The sequence below is a fragment of the Schleiferilactobacillus perolens DSM 12744 genome (assembly GCF_001435585.1).
Classification (GTDB): Bacteria; Bacillota; Bacilli; order Lactobacillales; family Lactobacillaceae; genus Schleiferilactobacillus; species Schleiferilactobacillus perolens.
In genome coordinates this window covers 58,646-85,568 of the sequence record NZ_AZEC01000008.1, presented here as the reverse complement: position 1 = coordinate 85,568, position 26,923 = coordinate 58,646, and the positions used below count along the sequence as shown (strand labels likewise).

General features: G+C 50.1%; 28 protein-coding genes. 18 read left to right on the top strand and 10 right to left on the bottom strand.

Annotation, left to right across the window (positions count from 1 at the left end; all coding sequences use genetic code 11):
* The first annotated feature begins 180 nt into the window (after positions 1–180).
* Positions 181–1,983 carry a DNA helicase RecQ gene (gene recQ, locus FD09_RS09815; protein WP_057820867.1) on the top strand — a complete coding sequence of 601 codons (1,803 nt, stop codon included), beginning with the start codon at positions 181–183 and terminating at the stop codon, positions 1,981–1,983.
* Here recQ and FD09_RS09810 read toward each other — a convergent pair.
* Positions 1,946–3,556, bottom strand: coding sequence for an ABC transporter ATP-binding protein (locus tag FD09_RS09810; protein ID WP_235812261.1), 1,611 nt, complete (start codon positions 3,554–3,556; stop codon positions 1,946–1,948). The genes recQ and FD09_RS09810 overlap by 38 nt on opposite strands.
* 102 nt (positions 3,557–3,658) lie before the next feature.
* On the opposite strand from FD09_RS09810, the gene FD09_RS09805 reads away from it, so the two are divergent.
* The 5 genes from FD09_RS09805 (at position 3,659) to rpsR (ending at position 6,728) form a co-directional block, all read left to right on the top strand.
* Positions 3,659–4,636 carry a helix-turn-helix domain-containing protein gene (locus FD09_RS09805; RefSeq protein ID WP_057820865.1) on the top strand — a complete coding sequence of 326 codons (978 nt, stop codon included), beginning with the start codon at positions 3,659–3,661 and terminating at the stop codon, positions 4,634–4,636.
* A gap of 43 nt (positions 4,637–4,679) precedes the next feature.
* Positions 4,680–5,336, top strand: a complete 657-nt coding sequence (locus tag FD09_RS09800) for a DNA alkylation repair protein (protein WP_057820863.1) — start codon at positions 4,680–4,682, stop codon at positions 5,334–5,336.
* A gap of 170 nt (positions 5,337–5,506) precedes the next feature.
* On the top strand, positions 5,507–5,800 hold the full coding sequence (gene rpsF, locus FD09_RS09795) for a 30S ribosomal protein S6 (protein ID WP_057820861.1): 294 nt from the start codon (positions 5,507–5,509) through the stop codon (positions 5,798–5,800).
* Between the two features lie 35 nt (positions 5,801–5,835).
* Entirely contained in the window at positions 5,836–6,441 is a 606-nt protein-coding gene (gene ssb / locus FD09_RS09790) for a single-stranded DNA-binding protein (RefSeq protein WP_057820938.1), read from the top strand.
* A gap of 47 nt (positions 6,442–6,488) precedes the next feature.
* Positions 6,489–6,728 carry a 30S ribosomal protein S18 gene (gene rpsR / locus FD09_RS09785; RefSeq protein ID WP_057820858.1) on the top strand — a complete coding sequence of 80 codons (240 nt, stop codon included), beginning with the start codon at positions 6,489–6,491 and terminating at the stop codon, positions 6,726–6,728.
* 280 nt (positions 6,729–7,008) lie between these two features.
* Here rpsR and FD09_RS09780 read toward each other — a convergent pair whose 3' ends face one another.
* Positions 7,009–7,968 carry a helix-turn-helix domain-containing protein gene (locus tag FD09_RS09780; protein WP_057820856.1) on the bottom strand — a complete coding sequence of 320 codons (960 nt, stop codon included), beginning with the start codon at positions 7,966–7,968 and terminating at the stop codon, positions 7,009–7,011.
* Between the two features lie 107 nt (positions 7,969–8,075).
* Between FD09_RS09780 and FD09_RS09775 the strand changes: the two genes are divergently transcribed.
* Positions 8,076–9,752, top strand: coding sequence for an ABC transporter ATP-binding protein (locus tag FD09_RS09775; RefSeq protein WP_057820854.1), 1,677 nt, complete (start codon positions 8,076–8,078; stop codon positions 9,750–9,752).
* Positions 9,753–9,846: 94 nt separating this feature from the next.
* The gene (gene ssb / locus FD09_RS09770) at positions 9,847–10,305 is read left to right on the top strand and encodes a single-stranded DNA-binding protein (protein ID WP_057820852.1); all 459 of its coding nucleotides are present in this window, start codon (positions 9,847–9,849) and stop codon (positions 10,303–10,305) included.
* Positions 10,306–10,364: 59 nt separating this feature from the next.
* Here the strand turns inward: ssb (FD09_RS09770) and FD09_RS09765 are convergent, their stop codons facing one another.
* The 7 genes from FD09_RS09765 to FD09_RS09735 form a co-directional block, all read right to left on the bottom strand.
* The gene (locus FD09_RS09765) at positions 10,365–10,976 is read right to left on the bottom strand and encodes a hypothetical protein (protein ID WP_157053757.1); all 612 of its coding nucleotides are present in this window, start codon (positions 10,974–10,976) and stop codon (positions 10,365–10,367) included.
* 247 nt (positions 10,977–11,223) lie between these two features.
* Positions 11,224–13,044, bottom strand: coding sequence for an ATP-binding cassette domain-containing protein (locus FD09_RS09760; RefSeq protein ID WP_057820848.1), 1,821 nt, complete (start codon positions 13,042–13,044; stop codon positions 11,224–11,226).
* Positions 13,031–14,818, bottom strand: a complete 1,788-nt coding sequence (locus tag FD09_RS09755) for an ABC transporter ATP-binding protein (protein WP_057820847.1) — start codon at positions 14,816–14,818, stop codon at positions 13,031–13,033. The genes FD09_RS09760 and FD09_RS09755 overlap by 14 nt, the downstream gene beginning before the upstream one ends.
* Before the next feature lie 174 nt (positions 14,819–14,992).
* Entirely contained in the window at positions 14,993–15,193 is a 201-nt protein-coding gene (locus tag FD09_RS09750) for a cold-shock protein (RefSeq protein WP_027828808.1), read from the bottom strand.
* 174 nt (positions 15,194–15,367) lie between these two features.
* Positions 15,368–16,393 carry a DUF4179 domain-containing protein gene (locus FD09_RS09745; RefSeq protein ID WP_057820845.1) on the bottom strand — a complete coding sequence of 342 codons (1,026 nt, stop codon included), beginning with the start codon at positions 16,391–16,393 and terminating at the stop codon, positions 15,368–15,370.
* A complete protein-coding gene (locus tag FD09_RS09740; protein ID WP_057820842.1) occupies positions 16,380–16,892 on the bottom strand; it encodes an RNA polymerase sigma factor in 513 nt (170 codons plus the stop codon). The genes FD09_RS09745 and FD09_RS09740 overlap by 14 nt, the downstream gene beginning before the upstream one ends.
* 216 nt (positions 16,893–17,108) lie before the next feature.
* Positions 17,109–17,885 (bottom strand): sulfite exporter TauE/SafE family protein, encoded by a 777-nt coding sequence (locus FD09_RS09735; RefSeq protein ID WP_057820841.1) that lies wholly within the window; start codon positions 17,883–17,885, stop codon positions 17,109–17,111.
* Positions 17,886–17,996: 111 nt separating this feature from the next.
* Between FD09_RS09735 and FD09_RS09730 the strand changes: the two genes are divergently transcribed.
* The 5 genes from FD09_RS09730 to FD09_RS09710 all read left to right on the top strand — a co-directional run bounded on the left by FD09_RS09730 (position 17,997) and on the right by FD09_RS09710 (position 21,803).
* On the top strand, positions 17,997–18,590 hold the full coding sequence (locus FD09_RS09730; protein ID WP_057820839.1) for a TMEM175 family protein: 594 nt from the start codon (positions 17,997–17,999) through the stop codon (positions 18,588–18,590).
* Positions 18,583–19,359: a hypothetical protein gene (locus tag FD09_RS09725; protein ID WP_057820837.1), complete on the top strand. Its 777-nt coding sequence runs from the start codon at positions 18,583–18,585 to the stop codon at positions 19,357–19,359. The genes FD09_RS09730 and FD09_RS09725 overlap by 8 nt, the downstream gene beginning before the upstream one ends.
* Before the next feature lie 75 nt (positions 19,360–19,434).
* Entirely contained in the window at positions 19,435–20,367 is a 933-nt protein-coding gene (locus FD09_RS09720) for an ABC transporter ATP-binding protein (protein ID WP_057820835.1), read from the top strand.
* Entirely contained in the window at positions 20,360–21,073 is a 714-nt protein-coding gene (locus FD09_RS09715) for an ABC transporter permease (RefSeq protein ID WP_083487749.1), read from the top strand. Before FD09_RS09720 ends, FD09_RS09715 begins: the two co-directional genes overlap by 8 nt.
* A gap of 16 nt (positions 21,074–21,089) precedes the next feature.
* Positions 21,090–21,803, top strand: a complete 714-nt coding sequence (locus FD09_RS09710) for an ABC transporter permease (RefSeq protein ID WP_057820831.1) — start codon at positions 21,090–21,092, stop codon at positions 21,801–21,803.
* Positions 21,804–21,897: 94 nt separating this feature from the next.
* On the opposite strand, the gene FD09_RS09705 is transcribed toward FD09_RS09710, so the two are convergent.
* Positions 21,898–22,593: a M23 family metallopeptidase gene (locus tag FD09_RS09705; protein ID WP_057820829.1), complete on the bottom strand. Its 696-nt coding sequence runs from the start codon at positions 22,591–22,593 to the stop codon at positions 21,898–21,900.
* Positions 22,594–22,787: 194 nt separating this feature from the next.
* Between FD09_RS09705 and FD09_RS09700 the strand changes: the two genes are divergently transcribed.
* The 5 genes from FD09_RS09700 to FD09_RS09685 all read left to right on the top strand — a co-directional run bounded on the left by FD09_RS09700 (position 22,788) and on the right by FD09_RS09685 (position 26,904).
* Positions 22,788–23,831: a S41 family peptidase gene (locus FD09_RS09700; RefSeq protein WP_057820827.1), complete on the top strand. Its 1,044-nt coding sequence runs from the start codon at positions 22,788–22,790 to the stop codon at positions 23,829–23,831.
* Between the two features lie 150 nt (positions 23,832–23,981).
* Positions 23,982–25,037, top strand: a complete 1,056-nt coding sequence (locus FD09_RS09695) for an LLM class flavin-dependent oxidoreductase (protein ID WP_057820824.1) — start codon at positions 23,982–23,984, stop codon at positions 25,035–25,037.
* A complete protein-coding gene (locus tag FD09_RS09690; protein WP_157053756.1) occupies positions 25,034–25,714 on the top strand; it encodes an NADPH-dependent F420 reductase in 681 nt (226 codons plus the stop codon). Before FD09_RS09695 ends, FD09_RS09690 begins: the two co-directional genes overlap by 4 nt.
* Before the next feature lie 335 nt (positions 25,715–26,049).
* The gene (locus tag FD09_RS16305) at positions 26,050–26,217 is read left to right on the top strand and encodes a hypothetical protein (protein ID WP_157053755.1); all 168 of its coding nucleotides are present in this window, start codon (positions 26,050–26,052) and stop codon (positions 26,215–26,217) included.
* Positions 26,218–26,310: 93 nt separating this feature from the next.
* Entirely contained in the window at positions 26,311–26,904 is a 594-nt protein-coding gene (locus FD09_RS09685) for a DJ-1/PfpI family protein (protein ID WP_268873288.1), read from the top strand.
* The last annotated feature ends 19 nt before the right edge of the window (positions 26,905–26,923 follow it).

The following is a 26,923-nucleotide window of genomic DNA, read 5'->3' as shown; positions in this document are numbered from 1 at the left end:
CCTCTCCGAAACGGGCAAAGCCGAGCAGAAGCTATGTTAGAAGGCAGGTCAGGCAAAAAACCTAAGGGCGGGTTTTCTGCCTGACCTGCCTTCTGACGCCGCTTCTACCGCTCGCCTTTGCCCTCTATATACAGAACCACCATCTCCTCGTACAATGGGGAAAAGAACAGGAGGATCAATTTGGCACACGCAGAAGCAGCACACATACTTCAAGAAAAGTTTGGTTATGATCATTTTCGGACCGGTCAAGACCAGGCAATCGAGCGGGTTTTAGCCGATGAGAATACATTGGTGGTGATGCCCACCGGTGGCGGTAAATCGCTGTGTTACCAAATTCCGGCGCTGATGCTGCCGGGGTTAACGGTGGTGGTGTCGCCGCTGATTGCTTTAATGAAGGATCAGGTGGACGCGTTGAATGATAACGGCATTCCGGCCACCTTTATTAATAGTTCCATCGATTTCCGCGAAATTGACGAACGGCTCCGCCAGGCGGCGGCCGGTGAGGTGAAACTGTTATACGTGGCGCCAGAACGATTTGAGTCTGAGCAGTTTGTGGACGAATTAAATGATATTAAAATCAGTTTGCTGGCCATTGATGAAGCGCACTGTATTTCCCAATGGGGCCACGATTTTCGCCCCAGCTACCTTTCTCTAGCCGCGGTGCCTGAGCGGTTGGCCAGCCATCCAGCGGTCATTGCCTTGACGGCGACGGCGACTCCGCGTGTGGCCCAGGATATTCGCCAGCGTCTGCACATTCCGGATGACGGGATGGTCAATACCGGTTTTGCCCGGGACAACTTGAGCTTCCAAGTGGTCCGGGGCCAGGATGAGGATCGGTATTTGGCTGAGTATCTAAAATTAAACCAAGATCAGTCGGGGATTATTTACGTCAGTACCCGCAAAGAAGTAGAGCGGCTGTATACTTTCTTGAGCCGTAAGAAGTTGCCGGTGACCCGGTATCACGCCGGGATGAATGATGCCGAGCGGGCACAAAATCAGGAGGACTTTCTCTTTGATCGCTCACCCATCATGATTGCCACCAATGCATTTGGCATGGGTATTGATAAGAGCAATGTGCGCTTCGTCATTCACGCCCAGGTGCCCAAGGACTTGGAGTCTTACTACCAAGAAGCGGGGCGGGCTGGTCGGGATGGCCTGCCCAGCGAGGCTATCTTGCTGTTCAAGCCCGCGGATGTGCAATTGCAGCACTTCTTCATTGAGCAGTCCGATGCCGATACGGCGCATAAACACTTGCAGTATCAAAAACTGCAGACCATGGTCCAGTATGCAAATACGGACGACTGTCTGCAGCAGTTTATTCTGCGTTATTTTGGGCAAAATGATACCTCACCCTGCGGCCGCTGCAGTAATTGCCTGGATCAGCGGGAAGCAGTAGATGTGACGACGGATGCGCAAAAAGTGTTGTCCTGTGTGGTGCGGATGCATGAACGGTTCGGGAAGAGCTTGGTGGCCCAAGTGCTGGCGGGGTCCAATGTGCAGCGTATTCGCGAAATGCGGCTGACAGAGTTATCCACGTATGGATTGATGCGGCCGCAATCACAGAAAGAAATCGCGACATTTATCGACTTTTTGACCGCGGGCGGATTTTTAGCCGCCCGGGGTGGTCAGTATCCTACGCTGAGTGTGACACCCGCCGGCGTCGCCGTGCTCAAAGGGGAAGAAACTGTCCACCGGAAGACCGCGGTCCGGGCCCATCAAAGTGTGTCCACAGACGATGCGACGTTTGAAGCATTGCGACTGGTGCGCCGCCAGTTGGCAGAGGAAAACAAGCTGCCGCCTTACATGATCTTCCCGGATCAAACGCTGAAAGCGATGAGCAGTGAAAAGCCGCAGACATTGATGGATATGTTAGCGATCAAGGGTGTGGGCGAAGCCAAATTGGACAAGTATGGTCAGATTTTTCTTGATGCGTTGAATGACCAGGCTAAGCAGACTGTGCACGCAGCTGATCCAAATGGATAACCCGATCGTACATGGCTTGGACAGCGGCGGGGACTTGGTGGCCCACTTCGATTAATGTTTCAGGACCGGCCAAGAATTCTCGGCGGACCTTGTCGGCCAGTTGATCGTCTAATGCGGAAGTGGCTTCGTCCGCCAGGAGTACGGGTCGCTGGCGGATCAGTGCTCGGGCGATTTCGATCCGCTGGACCTGGCCGCCGGAAAGGTTTTGACCGTTTTCCACGACTTGGTAATCCAGCCCCTTTTCTGCCACTAAAGCACTCAACCCGGCGTCTTTCATGGCGCTCAGGACGGCAGTATCGGAGAATGCCGCCCCCAGGGTGATGTTGTAACGGAGGGTGTCGTTGAAGAGGAAGGGCGTTTGTTTCACCAGCCCAAAGTGTTTGCGCAGCGCCACCCGGTTGATCTTGGTAGCGGGGATGCCGGCCACGGTGTAAGTCCCACTGGCTAAGGGAATTTCTCCTTGCAGCACCCGCAGCAAGGTCGATTTGCCAAATCCGGACGGGGCCATGAGCAGCACTTTTTCGCCCGGGGCAATGTGCAGGTTGATATCTTGCAAAATGGCCTTGTCGCCGATTTTCACAGTGGCATGATTCATCACGAGACTGTTGTCCCTGGTTTGGGGCAAGGGTTGGCCGTCATCCGTGGCAGCGGCCATTGCATCTTCAGCGGTGCGGATGCGTTTCAGCACGGGCTTGGTCGCCCCCCGCTGGTTATACTCATCCAAGGCAGCCATTAACGGGTTGCGCATGTCGTTGGCGAGCTGCACGACTCCCATGAAGTTGGCTAATGTTAAAGCACCGGCGATAATACGCCAAATACCGACGCCGAAGGGAACGAGCACTCCCAGTACCATGATCGTGGTCAACGCGCTGGCTTCGATGGTGCCCATGAGAAAGTTCATGTGGAATAGACGATCCTCCAGGCGGCTGGCAAGTGCGCCGGTCTGCTTCTTAACCACGCCATTCGCTTGATAGGCACGGGCAGTATCCAAGCCCGCCAGAAAATCCTTGAGCTGTCCAGTCCAGGAGGCATTAGCGCTGGACCAGCGAGTCGATGCCCGGCCGATCATTTTCTGGGAAAACGAGGAAATCAAGGCCGGGATGATGTTGCCGACAAAGAATGCCAGGGCGGTGAGCCAGTCGAAGTAGACCGCACCGATAATTGCGCCAATAGCGGTGATCATATTTTCGAGAATGAGCAATTCGTTGGTGGTGCCGTTAGTCTCCAAAAGCTTCAAGTCGTTGGTCATAAACGAAATACTTTTCCCACTATCAGTGGTCAGCGGTGCGTCATCCACCATGTATTGAATTAGGCGTGTCTTGACGCGCAGGTTTACTGCCCGAACGACGACCGCCCGCATGGTTTTGAGCAGCCATTGCGCTGCGCCCCAAGCGACAAACATTCCCAATCCTAAAACAGCACTGTGCAGAAATAACGTCAGACTACGGGCGGTGGCGGCCGCAAAAAAGCGGGTCAAGACCCACGCATTGCCCACGTTGCTGATGCTGGAGAATAAACTGATCAACAAGTAGATGCCAATTTGCCATTTCTTACCATATCGCCAAACAATCATGATCCCCACACTCCTTATTGCTATTGTGTCCTCAGTGTAATCAGCCTAAAGTTGAGGTGTGTGATAAATGTCATATATGACCGTTAAACGGAGGCGGAGGACATGGCAGCATTGGGAGAAACAATTCGGCAAATTCGCCGAAACAAGGGGTTAACGCTGGCGGAAGTGGCCGATGAACAAGTGACAGCATCCTTCTTATCGAAGTTTGAACGCGGGGTGACGGACATGGGCACGGATCGATTCTTGCATATCTTGAATCGAATCCATACCACGCCGGAGGAATTCTTCTATATCCATTTGGGGACAACAGCTGAGAAAAAGGCGAGTCAGGACGGCTATTACAATCGCACTGCCATGTTTCAATCATTGTTCGGGCACAGTCTGCATATCACATCAACGGCTGAGGCCCAGCAAACCCTCGCTAATTTAATCGTTTGGGAAAAAGAAGCCAGCGAGCGTTATTTGACGACACCAAGTCTTCTGAATATGCTCTATTGGCGCGCTCAGCAACTGATGAAGCAGGACGTGACGGATCTGATTCAAAAAAAGCCGTTTGGCGATAGCCATGGGACGGCTCAATTTTCCAATGAAGCCCGGCAATATCTGTATAACGTCAACGACTGGGGTGAATTTGAAATCTATGTCTTTGCGATCTTTGCGGTGGATATGCGGCCAGCCGACGAACGGCGGTTATTCCAAGTGGCGTTGACGCGCAGTAAAAAATACAGCAGTTTTCCTGGGGCACCCAAGTTACGATTTAACATTATCTTCAATCAATTGTTTTTGGAAATGAACCGACAAGCCTATGCAATTGTGGAAGCAGATTTGCCCCAGTATGCGGATTTATTGAGGGCAGATCCCAATGCGGAACAAGAAATCTGGTACCGGTTCATTCGGGCCTGGTGGCTTTACCGGACTGATCGCCCCACAGAGGCAGCAGCACTGGGAGCGCGTACTGTTAAACTGGCCACGACTTTGCGGATGACCAAACTCGCTCAATTCGTTCAATCGGTACTGGCCTCAGTGGCCACCCAGGGACCGGAACAGGACTACACCTTTTTCCAGCAAACCGTGGTATAGGCATGCATGTTTGGCGGTACATCATTTTAGGAAGTGGGATTTGATGGATATTTTAACCTTTCAATTAATTGGCGATCCTGCAAAGGCGCCGCATATGGCAAAATACATGAAGGATCAATTTCCGTTTTTAGGTCTGCCGACCCCCATGCGTAAATCCCAGTCTAAGGCGCTGCTTAAAGTCAGCCGCGAACAGAATCTGGCGACAGTCCGCAGGTGGATCACCGATCTGTACCAGCGAGAAGCGCGGGAATATCAATACGTGGCGATTGATTTGGCCTTGGAGAACGTCAAACGCTGGCAGTTCGCGGACATCCAGTTTTTGCAGCAATTTGTGGGTCAAAAAAGTTGGTGGGACACAGTAGATGCGTGGCGAAAAGTTTTCGCGCTGTACGTCAGGATTCATCCAGACCAAAAGCCGGCTGTGTTTGCGCTATTCTTTGACGAACCAGATTTCTGGCTGCGCCGGGTGGGGATCAATCTGCAGTTGCTGGAAAAAGAAACACAAGATACGGCCATGCTCAGCCGCGCCATCTTGGCCGATCAGGATACCGGCGAATTCTTTATTCAGAAAGCGATTGGCTGGTCCCTGCGGCAATACAGCAAATATGATCCGACGTGGGTGCAGCAATTTCTGAACGCACACAAGCTCAGCCCACTGGCAGTGCGGGAAGCCAGCAGGTATTTATCTGCTCACGATTAATAGAATTTCTAGAAAACAGGCCAACTTGTGGATGGTTGGTGTTTATGGTAAGCTACTAACTTGTGAGTATCAAACTTTTTTGCAGTTCTAGCGAATTCAGAATCGTTTCAAATACTCTCCTTGCACGCGGGAATCGCGTGCCATTCAGTCCATAAGGAGGTGTAACAGTCATGGCAACACACTACGAAATTACGTACATCATCAAGCCGGATATCGACGATGATGCAAAGGCCGCTTTGATCGAACGTTTCGACAAGATTCTGTCCGACAACGGTGCAACCGTAGATGATTCCAAAGACTGGGCAAAGCGTCGTTTTGCTTACGAAATCAACCACTATCGTGAAGGCACATATCATGTCGTCAACGTACATGCGGATGATGACAAGGCGGTTAACGAGTTTGACCGGTTGAGCAAGATCGAGCCGTCTATTTTACGGCATATGATCGTCACCCGGGAAGACTAATCGGTTAGAACTTTATAGGAAGGAGCTTGGTTGTATTGATCAATCGTGTGGTATTAGTGGGTCGTTTGACTCGAGATGTTGATTTACGCTATACCCAAAGCGGCACAGCGGTGGGTTCATTTACCGTCGCGGTCACTCGGAATTTTAAGAATGCCCAAGGTGAACGGGACTCCGACTTTGTCAGCTGTGTGATGTGGCGGAAAGCGGCAGAGAACTTTGCCAATTTTACGCGTAAAGGTTCTTTGGTGGGTATTGATGGCCGCATTCAAACGCGGAACTATGAAAATGCCCAAGGTCAACGGGTTTATGTGACCGAAGTCGTCGCTGATGACTTCGCGTTACTGGAACCTAAGTCAGTGACGGATGCGCGGCCGCACGACAGTGGTCAAACCCAAGGCTCGGGCAATAACCCTGGTCAAGGGCAGCAGTCGTCTTACAACAATGGCGGTAATAACAATAATAATTACAGCCAAGGTCAAGGCGGCAACCGCAACAATCAAAGCAACCAAGGGAATTCCTATAATAATAACAATGCACAGCAACCATCCAGCGGGGCTCCTAAAAAGGACGATACGTTGGCCGATCCGTTTGCGGATAATGGTCAACCCATCGATATCTCCGATGATGATTTGCCGTTCTAACTAAACGTCTATTGGTATTACAATTTCACGAGAGAGGATGAATATACATGGCAGGACAACGTCGTGGTGGCCGTCGTCGGCGTAAAGTCGACTTCATCGCTGCTAACCATATTTCGTACATTGACTATAAAGATACGGAATTACTGAAGCGGTTTGTTTCTGAACGGGGTAAGATTTTACCTCGTCGGGTTTCTGGCACAAGTGCTAAGAACCAACGGAAGATTACGATCGCAATCAAGCGGGCTCGGATTATGGGCTTGCTGCCGTTTGTTACAGAAGAGGGTTAATTACCCGATTCGTGACCAGCATGGGGAAACCTGCGCTGGTCTTTTTTTATGCAGAGGGCGCAGCGCCCCGGGTAGAAGCGTAGAGATAAGAGCGGTCAGGCAGAAAACCCGGGCTTAGGTTTTATGCCTGACCGCTCTTATCTCATAGCTTCTGGGGCGCTGCGCCCGTTTACACGGCTGAGTCGGTTCATCGGCACCCTAGCCCCTCTGGTCGGCTCCGCCTGTTTACGTGGTTAGGGTCGGTTCATTGCGTACTAGCCCAGGTCGGTTCTCCCACCACTCACTCAATCACCTGCTGGAAAAACGAATAATCCCGCTCCGCGCCATGAGTGGCAATCAAATCCAACTTCGCCCGAACATCTGCCGCTACATCTTTCATCCGCAACGCCTTCGCCAATTGCACCGCGCTGTCCCCAATCGTCTTGCCGGCTTCCCGCTGGTCGGTTCGAAATAGCCACCAAGCCCGAATAAACCGATACGTAATCTCATGTTCGGCATCCGGTGTTTTGTCCAACAGAGCCGCATACTGTGGTAAATACTCGCCCACCATGGCATAAGCGCGGCGATTCATCTCTAAATAAAGTTGATTGGCCATAATATCAAAGCACAATTTCGGGGCACCGTGAAACTGGCTATATTTTTCACTCCGTTTCACGGCCACTTGAAATAAGCGGCGTTCGTCGTCGATCTGCATGTCGACGGCAAATATCGTAAAGACATAAAGTTCAAATTCGCCCCAATCATTAACGTTATACAGATAATGCAGGGCTTCGTGAGAATATTTTCCCGTACTGTCCGTGCGGACGGGGGGCTGTTTCGTGAGCATCCCAATGACTTCCTGGGTCATCAGTTGTTGGACACGCCAATGAAGCATATTTAACAAGGTCGGTGCCGCGTGATATTGCGTGGCAGCAGCTTTTTCACGTGCCGCCAAGTCCGCTTTTGTTTTCGCTATATCCGGCCGGTCCGCTAATGACATATCCTCGCCAAACAAACGGCCCAACATGATGGTCCGGTTAAAGTAACCGTCTTGGTTATCACCTGAATGAATGTAAAAGAACTCTTCAGGTGTGGTAAAAATTTGGGCGAGCACATGCAAAAACTTGGTCGTCGTGATATCTGCGACGCCGCGTTCGAACTTAGATAGAAAAGATAATGTGACCTGATCATCGGCCACATCCGCCAGAGTCAGACCCTTGTTCGTCCGAATCTGGCGGACTGTCTCGCCCAATTTGACCATCGAAGAGACCTCCTGCTCAATCGAAATCTTAGTCATATATGATAATTCTCAGACATTCTCATTTTAACGTGCCTAAACTTGAAGTACAAGTAAGGGAGCGAATGAGGATGACGGAAAAATTAGTGCATATTGATGGCCGGGTGGTCATCGCTAGTATCGCGACAGTTGTATCGAGTTTGGTGGGCGTAGCGATCCCGCTGGTGTTAAAGAAAGCCATTGACCAACAATCCGGATTCGGTAACGGTGTGGGATTTCAATTGATTACACTCTTCGTGGGACAGGCGCTTTTGATCACATTGGGAGAATACATCATGGCCCAGTCCGGTGAACGGCAAGTGCTGAACATTCGCCAGCGGCTCACCGGCCATTTGCTCTATACGCCCAAGGATTTCCTGGATCATCAGCAAAGCGGCGATCTCTCGTCCCATGTGATGAACGATACCAACAGTATTCGCACTTTCTTGACTGCCAATGTGGCCAACTTTGTGGCGGGGATCGTCACCATCATCGGCTCACTGATTGCCCTGTTTATGCTGGATTGGCGGCTGAGCCTGGTATTGATTGCTTGTTTACCGGTGGTCATCGTCGTGGTGGTGCCGCTCTCTAACCTGTCGGAAAAGTACGCCGAACACTTGCAAAATGATACCGGCGCAACCACGGGCTTTCTCACAGAAACCTTCCGCGAGACAGGGCTGATTAAGGCCAGCACGGCTGAACAAACCATGACTGCCAAGGCTGGTCGGCGATTCACCGATTTGTATCGAGTGGCGTTAAAGGCGGATCTGCTGGAAGCGATTGCCTCTCCGTTAGTATTACTGTGCCTGTTCGGTGCCGTGGCCGTCATTTTCACTTACGGCGGGCAACGGGTGACTGCGGGGACGCTGACAGTGGGAACACTGATGTCGTTTCTCATTTATCTTTTTCAACTGTTGAATCCACTGGGTGGTCTTTCAAACTTTTTTGCCGAATTGGCTAAGATGAAAGGCGCTACGGCGAAGATTCAACAATTGTTGCACACACCGCAAGAAGATTTAACGACGGGTCATTCTCCTGCTCCTGGTGACTTAGTTTTAGCCAATGTGACATTTGGTTACGGAGATGCCACAGTGCTGGACGATGTGACGGTGACTGTGCCTCAGAACAAAAAAGTCGCCATCGTCGGGCCGTCTGGCGGTGGGAAATCTACCTTGGTCAGTCTGATCGAACGATTTTATCCCTTGACTCAGGGCAGTCTGACCTTGGGTGGCGCGGCTGCGCAAACGATGGATCTGCGGGAATGGCGCCAAAACTTCGCCCTAGTGGATCAAAATAATGATATTGTGGCTGGCACAATTCGCGATAACCTGCTTTTTGGCTTACAAGGCCAATATACACCAGCAGACATCACCCGAGCACTGGCAGACGCCGGTCTGGCAAAGGATATCGCCGAATTTCCAGATGGTTTGGAAACGGCTGTGGGCGAAGATGGTACTTTACTTTCTGGCGGGCAAAAGCAGCGGCTCCAGATTGCTCGGGCGTACTTAAAATCGCCGCGCTTTATCATTTTTGACGAAGCCACAGCAAATCTGGACGCTGATGCAGAGCACCAAGTAACGACCAGCTTGAACAAGCTGCTGCACCAGCGGACCGCGATCATCATTGCCCACCGGCTATCCACGATTGTTGATGCGGACATCATTTATTTTTTGGAAGATCACCATATTACTGGTCAAGGAACCCATGCGGAACTCATGGCCAGTCACGACTCTTACCGCCGGTTTGTTCAGGAACAAATGATTCAGTAGCATTCTGCAAACTTGTCCCCACTGTTTTGCGTAACTAATCAGTGTACCGAAAAAAGGAGGCCAGTATTGGGCTGGCCGAAGGGAGTTATGCAGAATGATGAATCATGTGGTGTTGGTGGGGCGGTTGTGCCAGGACGTGGAAGTTAAACATACCGAAAGTGGAGTCGCACTCGCTCGGTTTAATGTGGCAGTTGACCGGAACTATAAAAACAGTCAGGGTGAACGAGACACGGATTTCGTGAATTGTTTGCTGTGGCGCAAATCCGCAGAGATCTTTGCCCAGCATACGTGCAAAGGCTCGCTTGTGGGGATTAGCGGACAGGTGCGAACGCATAACTATGAAAATAAAGAAGGGCAGAAGGTTTATGTCACAGAAATTGCGGCGGATGGCTTCAGCTTTTTGGAATCCAAGGCCATTACAGAGTCGCGCCGGTCAGGGACGCCGGTGGGTGCGTTAGCCAGTAGCATGGATAACGGTGCCATGTTGGTTGATCCCCTGGCCACCAATAACGGCCAAGCCATCGATATTTCAGATGACGATTTGCCGTTCTAAAGCATATCAAGAATCCCCGCCGGTACGGTCTAATGGCCGATACAGCGGGGGTTCTTTAGTTATTCCTGTAAAACAAACAATTGATTAGGCGTTTCAATAAACCAATGGGAATTCCACTGATAATATTCGTCCATGATATCGTGATTGCCCTTCACTTGTTCCGGCGTGGCAGTGTATTGTTTGATTACTCGCAACGATTTACCGTCTACGGTAAGCACTGTGCCAACGGCCAACCGGCTGGCCAGGCGTTGTCCCGCCATGGTTTGCGTATTCGCGTAAATCCACTTGCTGGCGTCCTTACTTTCAAAATGCGGGCCGTCCGCCAATGTGTACAGACTGGGCAACTGTGATCCATTGGTGGTTTGTGCTGTGGGAATGGCTACTAAACCAAACATGGCGCCATTCAATTGGACTTGCCGGCCACGGGTGGGTTCTTTCGCCACCACCGTGGTCGCCGCCGAAGCTGTGCTGCTGCTGGCCTGACTCGTTTGCGATGACTGACTGGCAACAGGACTATTGCTCTTTGCTTTGCTTTGTTCACTCACTTTACTGGTAGATTGTGCAACCTTCGCGGCGGTCCCGGTAGCGGACTTTTGATTGCCACTGGCACATGCGCCTAACGTCAAGACGACGAATAGCGCGGATAAAAAGATACTCATTTTCTTGATCATGTTAATCGTCTCCCCCGTATTCATACTTCCTGTTAGCCATATTATACGGGGAATTGCTCAGCAACGCACGAACAATGTTGTAAGGTTGGAGAGAGGGCGGAGCGCCCCGGGTAGAAGCGTAGAGATAAGAGCGGGCAGGCAGAAAACCCGGGCTTAGGTTTTATGCCTGCCCGCTCTTATCTCCTAGCTTCTGGGGCGCGCAGCCCGTTTGTGGAGTCCGACCAAACCGCGCGGTACTCAGCACATGCTAGTCCTTATACATCGCTGCCTGGCTTTCCCAAAGTTGCCGGAAATAAGCTGAATGCTGTGACAATTCTTTGGCTGGACCAATCTCCACGATCCGCCCGGCCTGCAACATAATCACTTGGTCTGCTAGAGTCGTGGCGCCGATCCGGTGGGTAATGAATAGCGACGGCTTGTTCGCCGACAATCGTTTAATTTTAGCAAAGACATTCAATTCATGGATCGGATCCAAGCTGGACGTGGGTTCGTCCAAGATCTGAAATTGGCCGTCGCGGTAGGCTGCTCTGGCAATGGCAATCTGTTGCTGTTGGCCGCCACTGGGTTGGAAGTTCTCGGTGCTGAAGCCGCCAATCGGTGTTTTTACCCCGTGAGGCAGGTGGCCCAGCCAATCGGCTAAGCCCCAATCCTGAATGATTTTAGTGAGTTTGTCCTGGTCAATTGTTATATCACTGGCAATATTTTGATCCACCGGGATATCAAACACCTCGTAATCTTGGAAGACCACACTGAATATACGCGTGTATTCCGCTAACGGAATCTGCTGGATATTTATCCCATTCAATCGAATCACACCATTGGTTGGTGTGTACAATCGTAACATCAGCTTCACTAGTGTGGTTTTACCACTGCCATTCTCACCCACCAGTGCGGTCACACCTTTGAAAGGCAGTGTAAACGATACATCGTGAAGTACTTCGCCGCGATTTGGATAGCTGAAGCTGACGTGATCAAATTGTAATACCAGGTTGGTTGCCGCTGTTGGCAAATACTGAATCGGTGTCAATTGTTTCGGCGGTTGGGATGACGTCAGCACTTTCTGAACATACTGAATTTGATTCTGGAATTGGGCCAGATGCTGCCAGGCTGCTACGAGTGCGGAGACCGAAGCCGCAATTTGGACGACGCCGGCAAACAGCGTATTGATATTGCTGATCGGCAGAATGTGGATCGCCATTTTGAATACCACCAGTGTGAAAACCGCGACAATGGCAACACTGGAAATCAACTGTGAAACGATCTGGGAGTTATATTCAATGTGGATCAGTTCCTGATTTTGCGTTTTCTCTTTCCGCCAGACTGCTTTGTACCGGGTTTGAATCACATCGCTCATCTGCCAAAGTTTGATGGCCTTAATGTTGCTGTAAGTGTTCACCACTTGGAGGAGAAAGTAGTTCATTTGTTTCTCCAGCGTCATCAACTGGGAAAAGATCTTAATGTTTTTCCCAGTTAAATGTTGGTACAGTCGGCTTAAGAATAGTTCAAGCCCAAGCAGCACCGCCAAAGTAACCAGCGTGATCCCCAAAAGATGGGGAACGGCTGTAATCCGGTAGGCCACCATCCAAGTAATCAGGGAAGCCCCGGTGATAATCGCCAATGTGTTTTGCACCGTTGTTTGCAGTTGATAGAAAAAAGCTTGTACCCCGCCAGAATAGCGAAAAGAAGCATCACTCTTATTCATTATGCTGTAATATTGCTTCGTTTCCAGGGTAGCAAAATCCACTTTCTCCCATTCTTCATGCATCTGAATTTTCAGCATTTCGTTAGCTCTGGTCGCATTCACTGTCATTGCCTGTTGCAGCAGTTGGGCCAGGACGCCAACGATAATCACTGTTAAGTAGGTAGTCACTGCGATCTGAATAGCTCCCGAGAATTGATGGTTCAGCATCGCATTTAACAATGCCGTGTTGCCAACAATTAAAATATAGGGATTAGCGGCATTGAGCAGACTAGTAGCCAGCGTTAGGTAGACCAGCCTTTTGTCTAAATTGTTCATGAGCACTAGCGTCGTCCACAACCCGTACAGTTCATCCTTAATCTTTTTCATTCTGCTCACCTACCGCATAAAGCGACTTTTGTGCATCCCACAGTTTCTTGTAATACTGACAACTCTGTAATAGGTCGGCATGAGTTCCAACACCCATGATTCGGCCGTTTTTGAGGACCATAATCTGACTTTGCAGAGTCAAGGACCCCAGTCGGTGAGAAATAAAAATCACCATTTTATTTTGTAACTGCTGGCTAGCTAATGCATAAAACTGTTTCTCCGCCAAAGGATCCAGTGCGGCAGTGGGTTCGTCCAGAATATTCAAATCGGCATCCTTGTAAAGTACCCGCGCAAACAGCAACTTTTCTTTTTGCCCGCCGGATAAAGAGATACCGTTGGGATCTAACTCATTACCAAGCATGGTCTGTACGCCCTGGGGCAGATGTTGCACAAAATCAGCCATGCCAACAGCCTGCAGCACTTCGTTCACTTTGGCATAATCGATTTTTCTGGGAACTACCAGTGCAATATTCTCGGCAATCGTGAAGTGCAACAGAATATCATCTTGAAATTCCACTGCCATTCTTTCCAGCAGAGAGGCGTTGGTCCAGGCCGCACGCGGCCGATCGTTGATTGTAATCTGGCCGCTGGTGGGCGTATAAAGACCGCAGATCAACTTGATCAAGGTGGTCTTACCCGCACCATTTTCGCCGACAATTGCCAAAGGATGACCAGCGGTTAGGTTCAATGAGATATAGTGCAGCAGGGTGGTATCGCTCACCGCAAAAGAAACGTCACGCAACTGGAGGTTCCGAATCTGGCCAATATCCGGTAAGCCCAATGCCCGTTCAGTTGGCTGAGCATAACCGAGAAAGGCTCGAAAATTCGTCGCATACGATAAATTTCGGCCGATTTCAGCATAGGCTTGCCGAATCGTCGTAAAACGCGTATTTAATACTTGCATCGCGGTGATGAAGACAATGATGTTTTCAATACTGACAGTTTGCGACTGAATCAGAAATAGCAATGTGCCTAACATACCGAGGGCGTTGATGGCCACTTGGGCAATTCCCACGGCAGTAGTCACCCGACTATATCTGCGTTGCCAGTTCACTACGCCATTACCCAGAGTCAGGAGGTGATGGTGCAACAGCGGAAGCATATTGAACAGTCTGATGTCCTTGCCACTGCTGCGTTTAAGCAATAATCGAGTGAAATAACTTTGATAACTCGTTATCTGATTTTCTTCCGCCTTATGTCGGGCAAACCAGCGATTCGCGACCCGTTGCAAGCCGTATTCAGCGATGTTAATGGCCAGCACGATAACGATCAGCCACGGATTGAAATAGCCCAAAACTGCCGCCACGACGACAACCTGAATGCTATTGCGGATGACCTGGAACGTATTGTCCACGATTGCTTCAATGCCATCGTTCCCACCATTATAAATTGACTCGTAGGCCTGGTCGATCACCGTTTTTCCCTTGACAGAATCAATATCTGATTGTCGCCAGTTGAAAATCAGGGCAGAGAAAACCGGAATGTAATCAAAACGGAAGGCAAACGTGTATTGGGCAAGGGCATCTTGCAACCGCGTATCCAAAATACCCAAGGCATAACCAATGACTGTTACCGCAAAAATAATGCCGATAGTGATCAGAATTGAGAATAACGGCTGTTGAAGCAGGCGCACCACGACGACCGGAAAAGAAACAATGAACCCGACATAGGCGGCACCGACCAGACAGTCTAACAGAAACAGCCCATACTTAGCCGCCTTTTCCGTTTTTGTGAATGCCCGCATCACGAAGGCCCAATTACCATGCTGATCCAACGTACCATCTCCTCGTTTCAACGACGTATAAGAGGATTACTTGTCATTTTCATCTTGATGAGTCAAGTTTACAAGGAGGCCGAAACGATTGCACATATTTTTTAGAGACGACTGGTACTTTTCTGCACAAAAAAACCTCCAGGCAGATGCCCAGAGGTTTTGGTTAATTACGAATTAGTGTTTAACAACGTTCGTAGCTTGGGGGCCACGATCGGATTGTTCAACGTCGTAAGAAACAGCTTGGCCTTCGTCTAAAGACTTGTAGCCGTCACCTTGGATAGCAGAGAAATGTACGAATACATCCTTGCCATCGTCACCAGTGATGAAGCCATAACCCTTGTCAGCGTTGAACCATTTAACTGTACCGTTTTGCATGTAGATAAATCTCCTATTCAAAAACTAAAAAGTAACATTGCACCAGGTAATCGAAAAAGGAAATCCATCGTACAAGACAAAACAAGTTCCGCTTCTTGATTACTTGAATAGTGTAACACGCTTTTCGGAAAACACCTAATACTTTACAAAATAAGTTTCTCGCCAGGGCTGGAATCATTGCAGTGTCACGGTTTTATCACCAAATTGAACTTGTACGGTGCCCTTGACAGCCTCTTGAGTGACGGAGAAAGGGAACTTACTGATGACGGTATCACCGGTCACTTCATTGCCTTCGCGGGATTCATCAATTTGGTGACCATTGATAATTAGGCTGGTTGCGAGGGCTTTGTCTTTGTACAAGCGCTTTGGCCATTGAATGGTAAGCACGCTGCCTGCTCTAGTGGTAATCAAACTCGCTTTAATGTCGTTTGTTTGGCCATTAAGCGTGCGTGGACTGTCACCGATGGGCGACACTTGGAACTGCCAATTGCCAGTGTAGGTTTTTCCACCCAAGTACAGCCGGCGGATGTACACCTTTGAAGGGGTGGTCAGGGGTAGATTTTCTTGGATGACGTTGACAAAGAGTTCACCACCATGCCGCGTGTCGCTCATTAATGCCAATTTATCCAGGGCAGAATTATCTTCTTTGAAGACTGCCGCGATATTGTTCTGTTGAACCCAAGCTTGGTCACCGGCGACATCTCTATCGGATAAAAATCCAGGTGACGTGAGTGTTTGACCGGTCTGCCAAACTAAATCAACGAAAGGTTCCACCTGATCTTTCTTTTTCGTTCCCACCAAATCCTCGGGGAACGTCAAAGTAAAGCCATAACCATTACGATCCGCATAGACCTGCTTCATGGTTAACGTAATACCACTGCTCTGGCTAGTCTGCGGGGCGGCAAAATTCTGACCAGTCGCACTGGGCGGTGTAAACGTGGAGTTATCAAAATTATTCGGCACTTGGTCAATGTTAGATTGGGTCGGGCTAAAGTGCTGCCAGCCAAAACCGATCGCGAAGGCGGCAATTAGGGCGAGCACAATCGTTTTTGGCAGCCAGCGCCAACTGCGTTTGACGGGTAATGGCGGCAGTTGGGGAGTGTCGTGGATTTGGGCCAGAGCGCGGTGCATCGCCTGGTTGCTGGCTGGTGATGGTTCCCGTTCTGTCAAATTTTGTAAGAGCTGATCAAGCTTGGTCATGACGGCTGACTCCTTCCTTGGTGGTTAACAATTCCTTCAATTGCGCACGGGCCCGGCGCAAGTGGGTGCGCACCGTAGCTGCGGGTTGATCCAGTACCTGGGCGATCTCGCCGGTTTTTAAGCCGACATAGTAGTAGTAGAGAACCAGGACTTCCTGCATTTCTGTGGGTAAATGGCTAATGGCCTCCACCAGGACCTGCTGATCCTCTGGTGCGGTCGCTGGCAGGGTATCTGTGAGTGGAAGCGATGGGGAAACACGTTTAAAACGCTGGACCTCATTGATCAAGATGCGATACAGCCAAGTGTTAAAATAACGAGGCTCCCGTAATTGAGGCAGCTTTTGCCACGCCTTCAAAATCGTTTCCTGCAATACGTCGGCCTCTTGCCGCAGCAAACGCCAGGCGGTGTTATAAAGGATCGGTTGATAATCTGTGATCAAAGCGGTAAAGGCCGCCTCATCGCCGTGCTGGGCGGCTTTCACCTTGCTTTTTTCCGCCATGCTGCCACCTCGTTTCTTGTCTTAATTGGAACACTGATTAGACCGAATTAGCGAGCAAAATGTTTCAGCAGAATAAAAAAAGGACTGGGACAAACCTCCAAGTCCTGATGATGTAGTGCCAATGCGGAGCAATCGGAGGCTGAAATGGGCTGGAGATTGCGGAGCTTTGGCACGGCTCATCAGGGAGGATTTTGTCCCAGTCCCAGAAACTTGACTCTAAAAATATGCTTTGATAAAAAGATCAATGGCTAAGCCAAACGCCGCTAACGCAATCACGAGCCGCAGCAGTTTCACTGGGACGCGCCGCACGATGGCGGGGCCGATGTAGCCACCGATTAACAACCCCAGACCCAGAGGAATCACCAGCAGCCAGGCAATGTGGGTGGTGAAGGAATAAATCACTGTGGCGATAGCGTTAGAGGCAAAGCCGGCCACATTGCGTTCGGCATTAATGACGGTGAAGCGTTCCGTGGAGATCAAGGCGAGAATGGCCAGCATGATGACCCCGCCAGCTGCGCCGAAGTAGCCGGTATACGCCCCGACAATAAACATGGCCACAATGATGAGCGCCTGTTGTCCCTTTGTCGCCGCCCGGGGACCGGTGGCTGCCGCCAAGTCCGGATTCTTCGGGGAGCGGCCGCTGATCAGCAGCAAAACACCGGATGCCCCGATAAAGAACGGCACCACCTTTTCAAAACTCGAAGCCGGCGCCTTTAGCAGGATGATACTGCCCACGATACCGCCAAGGGTGACTAGGATTAGAATTCGGCCGAGTTCCGCCCAATGGCCCTTGAGTTCGCGCAGGGATGAGAAGGTGGCTCCGATACCCGTGAAGACCAGTGCTGCCGTGTTCGTGACGTTGGCGATCACTGGCGGCACACCGATCATTAATAGCGCCGGGTAAGATGCCAGGGAGGCCAGACCAGCGATGGTACTGAGTAAACCGGCGACGACGCCGGCAATAAGCAGGAAGATAAAGTGTGTGAGGGTCATCGGAATGGGACCGCCTTTTCTGAAAAATCAGTGATTGTCATTATTTTGGCACCAACCCGACATGGCCGCAACTGCGGGGCGGGTATAATAGGAGTAAAGGGGGGTGTGCACATGTTTCAAAATTCGCACAGTCGGCTGGTCGGCATTTCAGATGGCATCTTTGCCGTGGTTTTGACTCTGATGGTCTTAGACATTGATGTACCTGCACGAATTACCACGGCCAGTATGATGGCAACGGGGTGGAAGGTGCTGCTGTATATGATCAGCTTTGGCGTGGTGTCTCAATATTGGGTTTACCACCAAGAGTTATTCCATACCATCAAGGAACCGACCATTCAGCTGCTGGTGTATAACTTTATTTATTTAGGCTTTATCTGCCTGACCCCCTTTGCCACCAGTTTCCTCAGCGACCATCCTCAGGAACGCATTGGGGCGTTGATGTTTGCCGGGGTGATCTTCCTCGTCGATGCCGTTCAGTTTATTCTTTTCCGCCTGGTGATTCGCGCCGCCGGGGGCCAAGCCCAGCTGACCAAGCATGATCGGGAGGAGTATCGCGGTACGGCGACGATGCTGATTATCAGCGGTATTTATATCGTGGTCAGCTTAATTGTGCCACAGTGGCTGTTGCTGGTGATTGCCCTGGGATTATTTGGTCGGACCGTGCAAACACACCTATGGCGGCGCTGGGGAGCACACCATGACTAGTGATGAAGAAAGGGACGCGGCATTACTGGCGGCCCAAACCAGTACCCCGCAGTTTCGCCAGGCGCTCCAAGCGGCGGTCCAAGCCGGCTTGCCTGTCGGTGTCCAGCTGGTGGCGGCTAATTTCGCCCGCTCCAGCGCCAGTTCGTATTGGTTGTTGCGCTGGCTCAGCCCGGATGCACTCCCGGTGTGGCTGACATTACGTATTGCGACCCATCCCCACTGGCTGACCCATGTGCAGCAAGTCGAAGTGGTGTGGCCGAAACTGCCTGATCTAACTGGCCTGGCCGATGCCATTGGCCAAGCCTTGACCGACGCGGCCGCCGCCGCCGCACGCTATCAGTTTACACCGCTGGAACTCGCTATTTTGAAGCAATTAATGGTGTTAGCGGAGCATAAACTCGTGTGGCTGGTGCAGATGCCGCCAGCCATGGCACTGAGTCATAAGGGGCGCTCGTTTGATTTACAGAATGATTTTCGCCGCCTGCCGTTATTCTTAGGTGACCGCAATAATGTGAATAACCGATTGACGCCCGTCCATGCCACGGCCTTTCAGGATAAGCTGATTGACTTTTTTGGCGCCAATTTATTATTCTCCCAATTTTCCAGTCATTATATGTTGAAGCTGCTGCCGACAATTCAGTGGCTCAAGCCCATGCTGGCCGCGGATCCCCGGGCGGTCAATTGGCAAACGCAGCTGGCCGCCGCCTACGGCCAAGACTTTTGTGCCACAGTGGCCCAAGCGATCCGGCCCCACAGAATTAATAGATAGTTAATAACCGAGTTAAGAGTCAATTTATCCTTGGTCGGTAAAGTATAACCATCAAGTCATCATGGAGGTAGCGACATGGATGTTGTATTGGAAGCAAAAAATGTAACAAAGCAGTTTCAGCAACAATTGGCCTTGGATAATCTGAACTTAACGGTACGTCAAGGGGATATTTACGGGCTCGTGGGCCGCAATGGCGCAGGCAAGACGACTTTACTCAAAACTTTTCTGCAGCTTATCGTGCCCACCGCAGGAACAATCGCACTGTTTGGCGAGCCCGTGGACCAGCGCCACATCGCCATGTTGCACCGTGTCGGCTCCATTATTGAGACACCATCGGCCTTTGGCGAACTCACGGCGTTAGAAAACATGCGCTACTTCTGTTTGGCGCAGGGCATCGTCACGCCCCATGCGGCTGAAGATAGCCTCGAGTTTGTCGGGCTTACCGGCACCGGCAAGAAGAAAGTGAAGAATTTTTCCCTGGGAATGAAGCAAAAACTAGGACTGGCATTGGCAATTTTGAAAAAGCCGGACCTGCTGTTATTGGATGAACCGATCAACGGGTTAGACCCCATTGCCATTGCGGATTTCCGCCAGTTATTGTTGAAGCTGAATCGGGAACAAAATACGACGATCCTGATTTCCAGCCACATCCTGGATGAATTATTCCATCTGGCGACACGCTTTGGGTTTATCGACCAAGGCCGGATGGTGCGGGAGCTGACCAAGGACGAATTTGTCGCAGAAACGGCCCAATACATTCGCATCGAGACCAGTGACATGCCGGCCCTGACCCGTGCGCTGGCTAGTGCCCACGTCACCCACTTCAAAGTGGTGGCACCTAAGGAATTGCATGTGTTTGATGAAAAACGGCCGATCAGTGATCTGAACCAGGCATTGGTGACGGCGGGCGTACCGGTGACTGGTATCAGTCAGGAAGGGCAGAACCTGGAGGATTACTTCAAGACGCTGCTCAGCGACAACCGAGGGGCGGTGCGTCAGGATGCTTAATTTAATGCGGGCCGATTTTTACCGATTGAGGCATTCCCGCGGGTTGCTTATCTGGGAAATTATTTTATTGGGTTACACGGTATTTACTACGATTTATTGGGGGCGGAGCAGAAATGTCACCGGTTGGCTGGGGCTGCTGCGGATCAACAACACCCCGGATCTGTTCCTCTGGCTGCTGCCATTAATGATGATGATCGTGGGTCACGATTTTTCGCAAGGATTGTTGAAAGATACGTTGACCATAGGGGTTTCTCGGCGCCGGTACTTTCTCAGCAAAATGGTGACCGCGGTCATTGTCGTCACCCTGCAATTGTTTGCCCTGCAGCTGGCGGCTTTCCTGACCGGCGTTGGCATGGGCGGCCTGGGACCGGTCCAATGGGGCAGCTGGTTGGCGCAACTGCTGGTCTATATTGTTCTAGTGACGACTGAAATTACGCTGATTACCATGATCTTGTATTGGAGCGGCAGCACCACCGCCGCCATTATCGTGGGCTTTATCGCCATTTTGGTCATCGCCATGTTTCACATGCAATTTGTTGATCTGGAAATTTTTAATTATATCGATTGGATGATGTCCATCAGTCGTCTTTCCACTGTCCACCTGAACACTTTGGGGGATGTGGCCAAGCCGGTTATCAGTGCCGCTATACTCATTATCGGCGGCGGGTTAGTGAACGATTGGCGATTTGAGAAAATGAGTCTCTAGAGGGGAGTTGAATGAAATGCTAAATTTAATGCGGGCTGATTTTTACCGTTTGCGCCATTCTCGGAGTTTGCTGATTTGGGAAGCGCTCATCTTAGGATTCACAATTTTTACCACCGTTAATTGGGGCCGGGAAAAACACCTCACCGGTTGGCTGGCGGTACAGCTGGTTAACAATAGCGGCGGCCTGTTTCTCTGGCTGTTGCCGCTGATCATGATGACTGTCGGCCATGATTTTTCTCAGAAATTGCTGAAAGATACCCTGACCATGGGTATTTCCCGTCGCCGTTATTTCCTGAGTAAAATGGCGACTACAGTGATCGTGCTGATTTTGCAATTATTCGCCTTGCAACTTATCGCTTTCTTGGGGGGCATCATGTACGGCGGTTTAGGTCCCGTCCAATGGGGCGACTGGTTGGCCCAGTTACTGGTCTATGTTTTCCTGACCACGACGGAAGTGACCCTGATTACGATGGTCTTATACTGGAGCAACAGTACGACCGCCGCCATCTCAGTCGGCTTCTTGGCTATCCTCGCTGTGGCCATTCTTCATTTCCAATTTGCCAATCTCGAAATTTTGAACTACACGGATTGGATAATTTCTATCAGTCAGTTAAAGACGGTGCACCTCAATAGCTTGGGGACTATCGCAAAGCCAGTCATTGGTGCGGCTGTGCTGATTATTGGCGGTGGGATTATCAATGATTGGCGGTTTGAAAGAATGAGTTTGTAGGATGATTTTGACAGACAAAAGAACGCGGCTGATTAATTGGTTTGAGTAGCCACAGAAAAGGCATCCACCGGCATGATAGTTGGTGGACGCCCTTTTATTTTGGAGTCGATCGTAATCTATCATCGCGGGTAGGGACGCCAGCCGTTTCTCCCAGCCAAACACCTTCGCGGTATACCTCATAATGTGAAAAGGCACAGGGCAACCCTTGGGCCACAGCGATGTCAGAACTATCCATCAGTTGAAAATGCAGATGCGGTGCAAAGGAATTGCCAGAATGACCGACGCGGCCCAGCACTTCGCCTACTTTGACAGTTTGTCCCACTGTCACTTGAATAGAGCCGATTTGCAGGTGGCACAACGCTGCATAAATGTCCTCCGCCAACTTAAGCACCACAAAATTACCAGCCACGGACCGTACATCGTCTGTGCGCGGATCAAACTGTTTAGCCGCCCAGTGTGCGCGGCGCAGATCACCAAAGAGATTCGTTTGTTCGCGTTCAGGATAGCCGTCTGCGGCTTCCACGACAACACCGGCCCCAGGCGCATAGATCGGCTGGCCCCAGCAGTAATAGTCACAGATGGGAATTCCCAATGTCAGATATTTCAACAGGCCGCCCCGATACGCCGGGCGGCCTGTTTTGTGCCAGGCGACTTGCACAAAGTCGTAGGCGTAACGGGTGCCAAACTTGTTTGACCCGTGACTGGGAATTTTGGTGCCGGGGGTGGTTGGCGCCAGCCATTCGCCCCGTAATGGGAATTGTACATTGATCGGTTTGCAGGTGTCTGTCATTTCAGTGCCTCCAAAAGATAAGTATATCCGAAAATGACAGCGATTGCAGTCACTGCCCTGCGCCTTCGGATAATTGAGATGATATACTAAAGGCCTAAATAAAGCGCTTACCAAAAAACGCACTCTGTCAATATTTTTCTGGAAATCGGTTTTATGTTGCTCCGGTGGATTGTTTCGATTGAGGAGGCCGCCAAATGAAACGGTTAGTTCAATACGCCAAGGTTGCGATTAGCGCGTGCTTTGTGTTCCTGCTGTTTAGCTATGTATCGGTGCAGAATGGTAATATCACAACGATTCAAGAAAGCGCCGTTGAAGTCGTTGCGTATATGAATATGAATGGTATTATCAACCATCCCGCAGAATGGCGCAAAGCCGTGGATGCAGTCAATCAAGGGCGCAGTATCAAATCGATACCGCAATTGAACAGTTTGCTAAAAATTGCGAATAAACACTCTTCGGCCATTCCTTCCGTTAACCAACAGTACGCTGTCGAAAAGATGCCCACCAAACGATCGGTTGATGGGTTAACGATTATTAACATTCCCAGCTTTCATGGCTTGGATAAACCGCAAAAAAGAAAGTATATTTCGACGCTCGCCAGTGACGTGGAAAATACGCGGGGACCAATCGTACTCAATTTGGCTGGTAACACAGGTGGTGATACTGAAAGCATGATCGATGGCTTAGCCGCACTGATTCCTAATGGGCTGTTGTGGACGGAGGTTGCTAAGAAGGGCAAACAGTACCGGGTATCCTTAACGAAGGACGGATTAGGCAGATTAATGGGTGGATCAGTTAAAAATACATTCAAAATGGGGCAGACTGAGAAAAAGAAATTGACCACCAAGGTGGCCGTCATCATGGATAATTGGTCCGCCAGTGCAGCTGAATTCACAATCATGGCGCTAAAAAAGAATCCGCATGTCAAACTTTTCGGCGTTCCCTCTGCTGGGTTTACCTCAGCCAACACCAGTAAGATGTTCTATTCACCACTATCCGAAAACTCCTGGGCGATTGATACGTGGGTCGCTGTGTGTACAGTGGGTACGGTCAAGTGTGATCAAGTGGCCAATGCGATGGGTACCCACGTTTTTAGTAATACGCCCATCGTGCCAGATGTTTGGACAGCACGGGCACCAGTAGTGCATACAGACAATCCGCAAAAACAGTGGCCGATTGACGAGACTGTGTTGACCCAAGTGCGCAATTGGTTTGCGGAGAAGAGTGCGTTGAGATAATCGTTCAAAAGGCGGCCGGCACCCCCCCTTAGCCACCACAGAAAGGCATCTGAAAACATTTAGTTGCTATCTGCCGCAAAATGCAATACCATAGTATCAACGTCATTTACTTACAAAAAGTAAGTAACCAAGTTATAGGGGGTTTTCGCAATGGTAGATATCGATCACTTAGAATTCGGACTTGAAACATTTGGGGACATTGTCGCCAATGAGGATGGCAGTTTACAGACGGCCGCACAGTCGATTCGGCAAATTGTTAAAGAAGGACAACTCGCTGATGAGTTGGGCGTGACTGTGTTTGGGGTGGGTGAACATCATCGCCCCGATTACAGTGTATCCAGTCCAGAAACCGTGCTGGCTTCGATCGCGGCGGTCACCAAAAACGTCAAGCTCGCCACCGCAGTGACAGTGCTCAGTTCAGACGATCCGGTCCGGGTGTATGAACGCTTCGCCACACTGGACGCCCTGTCAAACGGCCGCGCGCAGGTCATGCTGGGCCGGGGTTCCTTTACTGAATCCTTCCCGTTATTCGGTTACGATTTAACAGACTACGATGATTTGTTTAATGAAAAACTGGGTCTTTATGATTTACTCCGCACAGAAAAGCCGGTGACGTGGTCTGGTAAATTCCGCGCATCTTTGAAGGATCAGGAGGTTTACCCTAAGACAGAGCACGGTGAGCTAGAAACTTACATCGGTATCGGTGGTTCACCAGAGTCCGTGATTCGCGCCGTCAAGGTCGGCTACAAGGTGATCATTGCGATTATCGGTGGCCAGGCGAGCCGCTTCAAGCCGTATATCGACCTGTATCATGCCGCTGCTCAGCAACTCGACCGACCCGAATTCCCGATCGCCGTTCACTCCCACGGGTTTATTGCGGATGATGAGGATGAAGCCCTCGAAGTCGCCTTCAAGAATATCAAGGCCAACTTCGATCGGATCGGTTTGACCCGCGGCTGGGCACCAATGAGCCGGGAACAATTCGATGGGGAAACCAAGGTTGGCTCTTTCTATGTTGGTACCCCTGAAAGAGTGGCGCAACGCATCGCCCGGACGATTGATGAACTGGGCCTGGGCCGCTTCGATCTCGTTTACGGTGCCGGGAACCAGACCGCCGCTCAGCGGGAACACATGATTGAACTTTATGGCGGTAAAGTCGTACCGCGGGTGAAAGAAATCTTAGCAGAAACGGCGGCGGTGAAATAATGACCATCAAACGCGTGGGTATTTTAGGCGCCGGCAAAGTGGGCATCGTCCTCGCTGGACTGGCTTTGAAGGCCGGCTACACGGTTCGTATTTCTGGTTCTGGTGCGGTTGAAAAGATCGCACTGACTATTAAAACCATGGTCCCCGGGGCCGTGGCTTCGGAGAACGCAGATGTCGTGGCCAACAGTGATATCGTCATCTTGGCCATCCCGTTAAGCCGGTATAAGAACATTGATCCGGCCATGCTCAAGGGGAAACTGGTCATTGATGCCATGAACTATTGGTGGGAAACAGACGGTATTCGGGAAGAAGTATTGGATCCATCCACCACTTCCAGCGAACAAGTGCAGGATTACTTCCAAGGAGCCACGATTGTCAAAACCTTCAATCACATGGGTTACCATAACTTACAGGAAGAGGCCCGACCTAAAGGTGATCCGAAACGCAAGGCCCTGTTTGTGACCGGTGATGACCACCAAGCTGTCGATACCGTGGCGGCGTTTGTGGATAGTATGGGTTTTGATACCGTAGTGCATTACAGCATCGCAGATGGCATTATGACCGAACCAGGCAGTCCGTTATTTGGTGCCAGCTTGAAGCGCGACGAATTGGCCCATATCATCGATCATTTCGACGAGACTGAATTTGGTAAGAAAATCGCAGCGAAACAACTTTAATTGATCTGTAGGCACCTTCGGAAAAAATGCGAAGGTGTTTTTGTTTGCTCAAAAAGAGAAAGACATATGGTATCATCTAATTATTATATTAAGCGCTTTAGCATGAGTGAAAGATTGGAGGGAGAAAGATGTGGGTCGGTGATACGATGCTTTTGATTGCCCTGGCAGTGGGTGTCTGTTTTCTGATTCTGATTGCTTTGGCACTGGTTAAGTACTTGCGCTCGTGACTTTCATATGGATTTTACCAGTCAATTGGCGCGTTGAAAAATGTATGCACAATGATTAAAAAAGGGATATAATTTGTAGAAACCAGTTAACAATAGGGAGGCCACAAAATGGATACTAATCTTTTTCTCATTATTGTGCTGACGATTTTCTTTTGGGGCGATTATTTTCTGATGCGTCGGAAGAATAAACCACACACAAGTGATGTTTTTAAAATTGCGCTGGCGATTACGGCGTTTTTAGTCATTTTTGGCGGCGCCACATTGGTGATGAATTAGTCAGTTGTTGCTTCCAATGGTGGATCATCGTGCTATATTGGGAACGTACGGTCTATATCTGACCAGACGATATCATCGTGAAAGAAGGTCCCGATAACGAAGCAAGCAATTTTTGTCATGATGGACGATTACGCTGACTGGGAAGGCGCCTATTTATCCCGCATGTTGAATACGGCGCCAGATTGGACGGTCAAAACCGCCTCAACGCAAAAAGAGATTAAGTCGATTGGTGGTTTAACAACCAAGGTGGATTATCAGATCAACCAAATTCCACGCGATTGTGCATTGCTCGTGTTGATTGGCGGCAATTCTTGGACCATCGATAACGAGTGGTTAAAACAACTGATTATCAGTCGGTTACATAATGGCCAACCAGTCGCAGCAATATGCGGTGCTGTGGATTACTTGGCGAGGAATGGGCTCTTGAATGACTATCAGCACACCGGTAACGCGCAGTATCTTTGGCAGGACGACAATCAGTATCAAAATCCTACAGGGTTTATCGCACAACAGGCGGTCCAGGATCGTAATTTAGTGACAGCCAATGGTACGGCCGCGTTAGATTTTACAGAAGCAGTACTCAAAATGGTTGCGTTCAAGCCAGACGACCAAGTGCACCAAGATGTTGATTTGTACCGAATTGGTTACTATCAATATTGTCAAAAATACGGGAATCCTTTTCCATAAGAATTTCAGACACATTAAA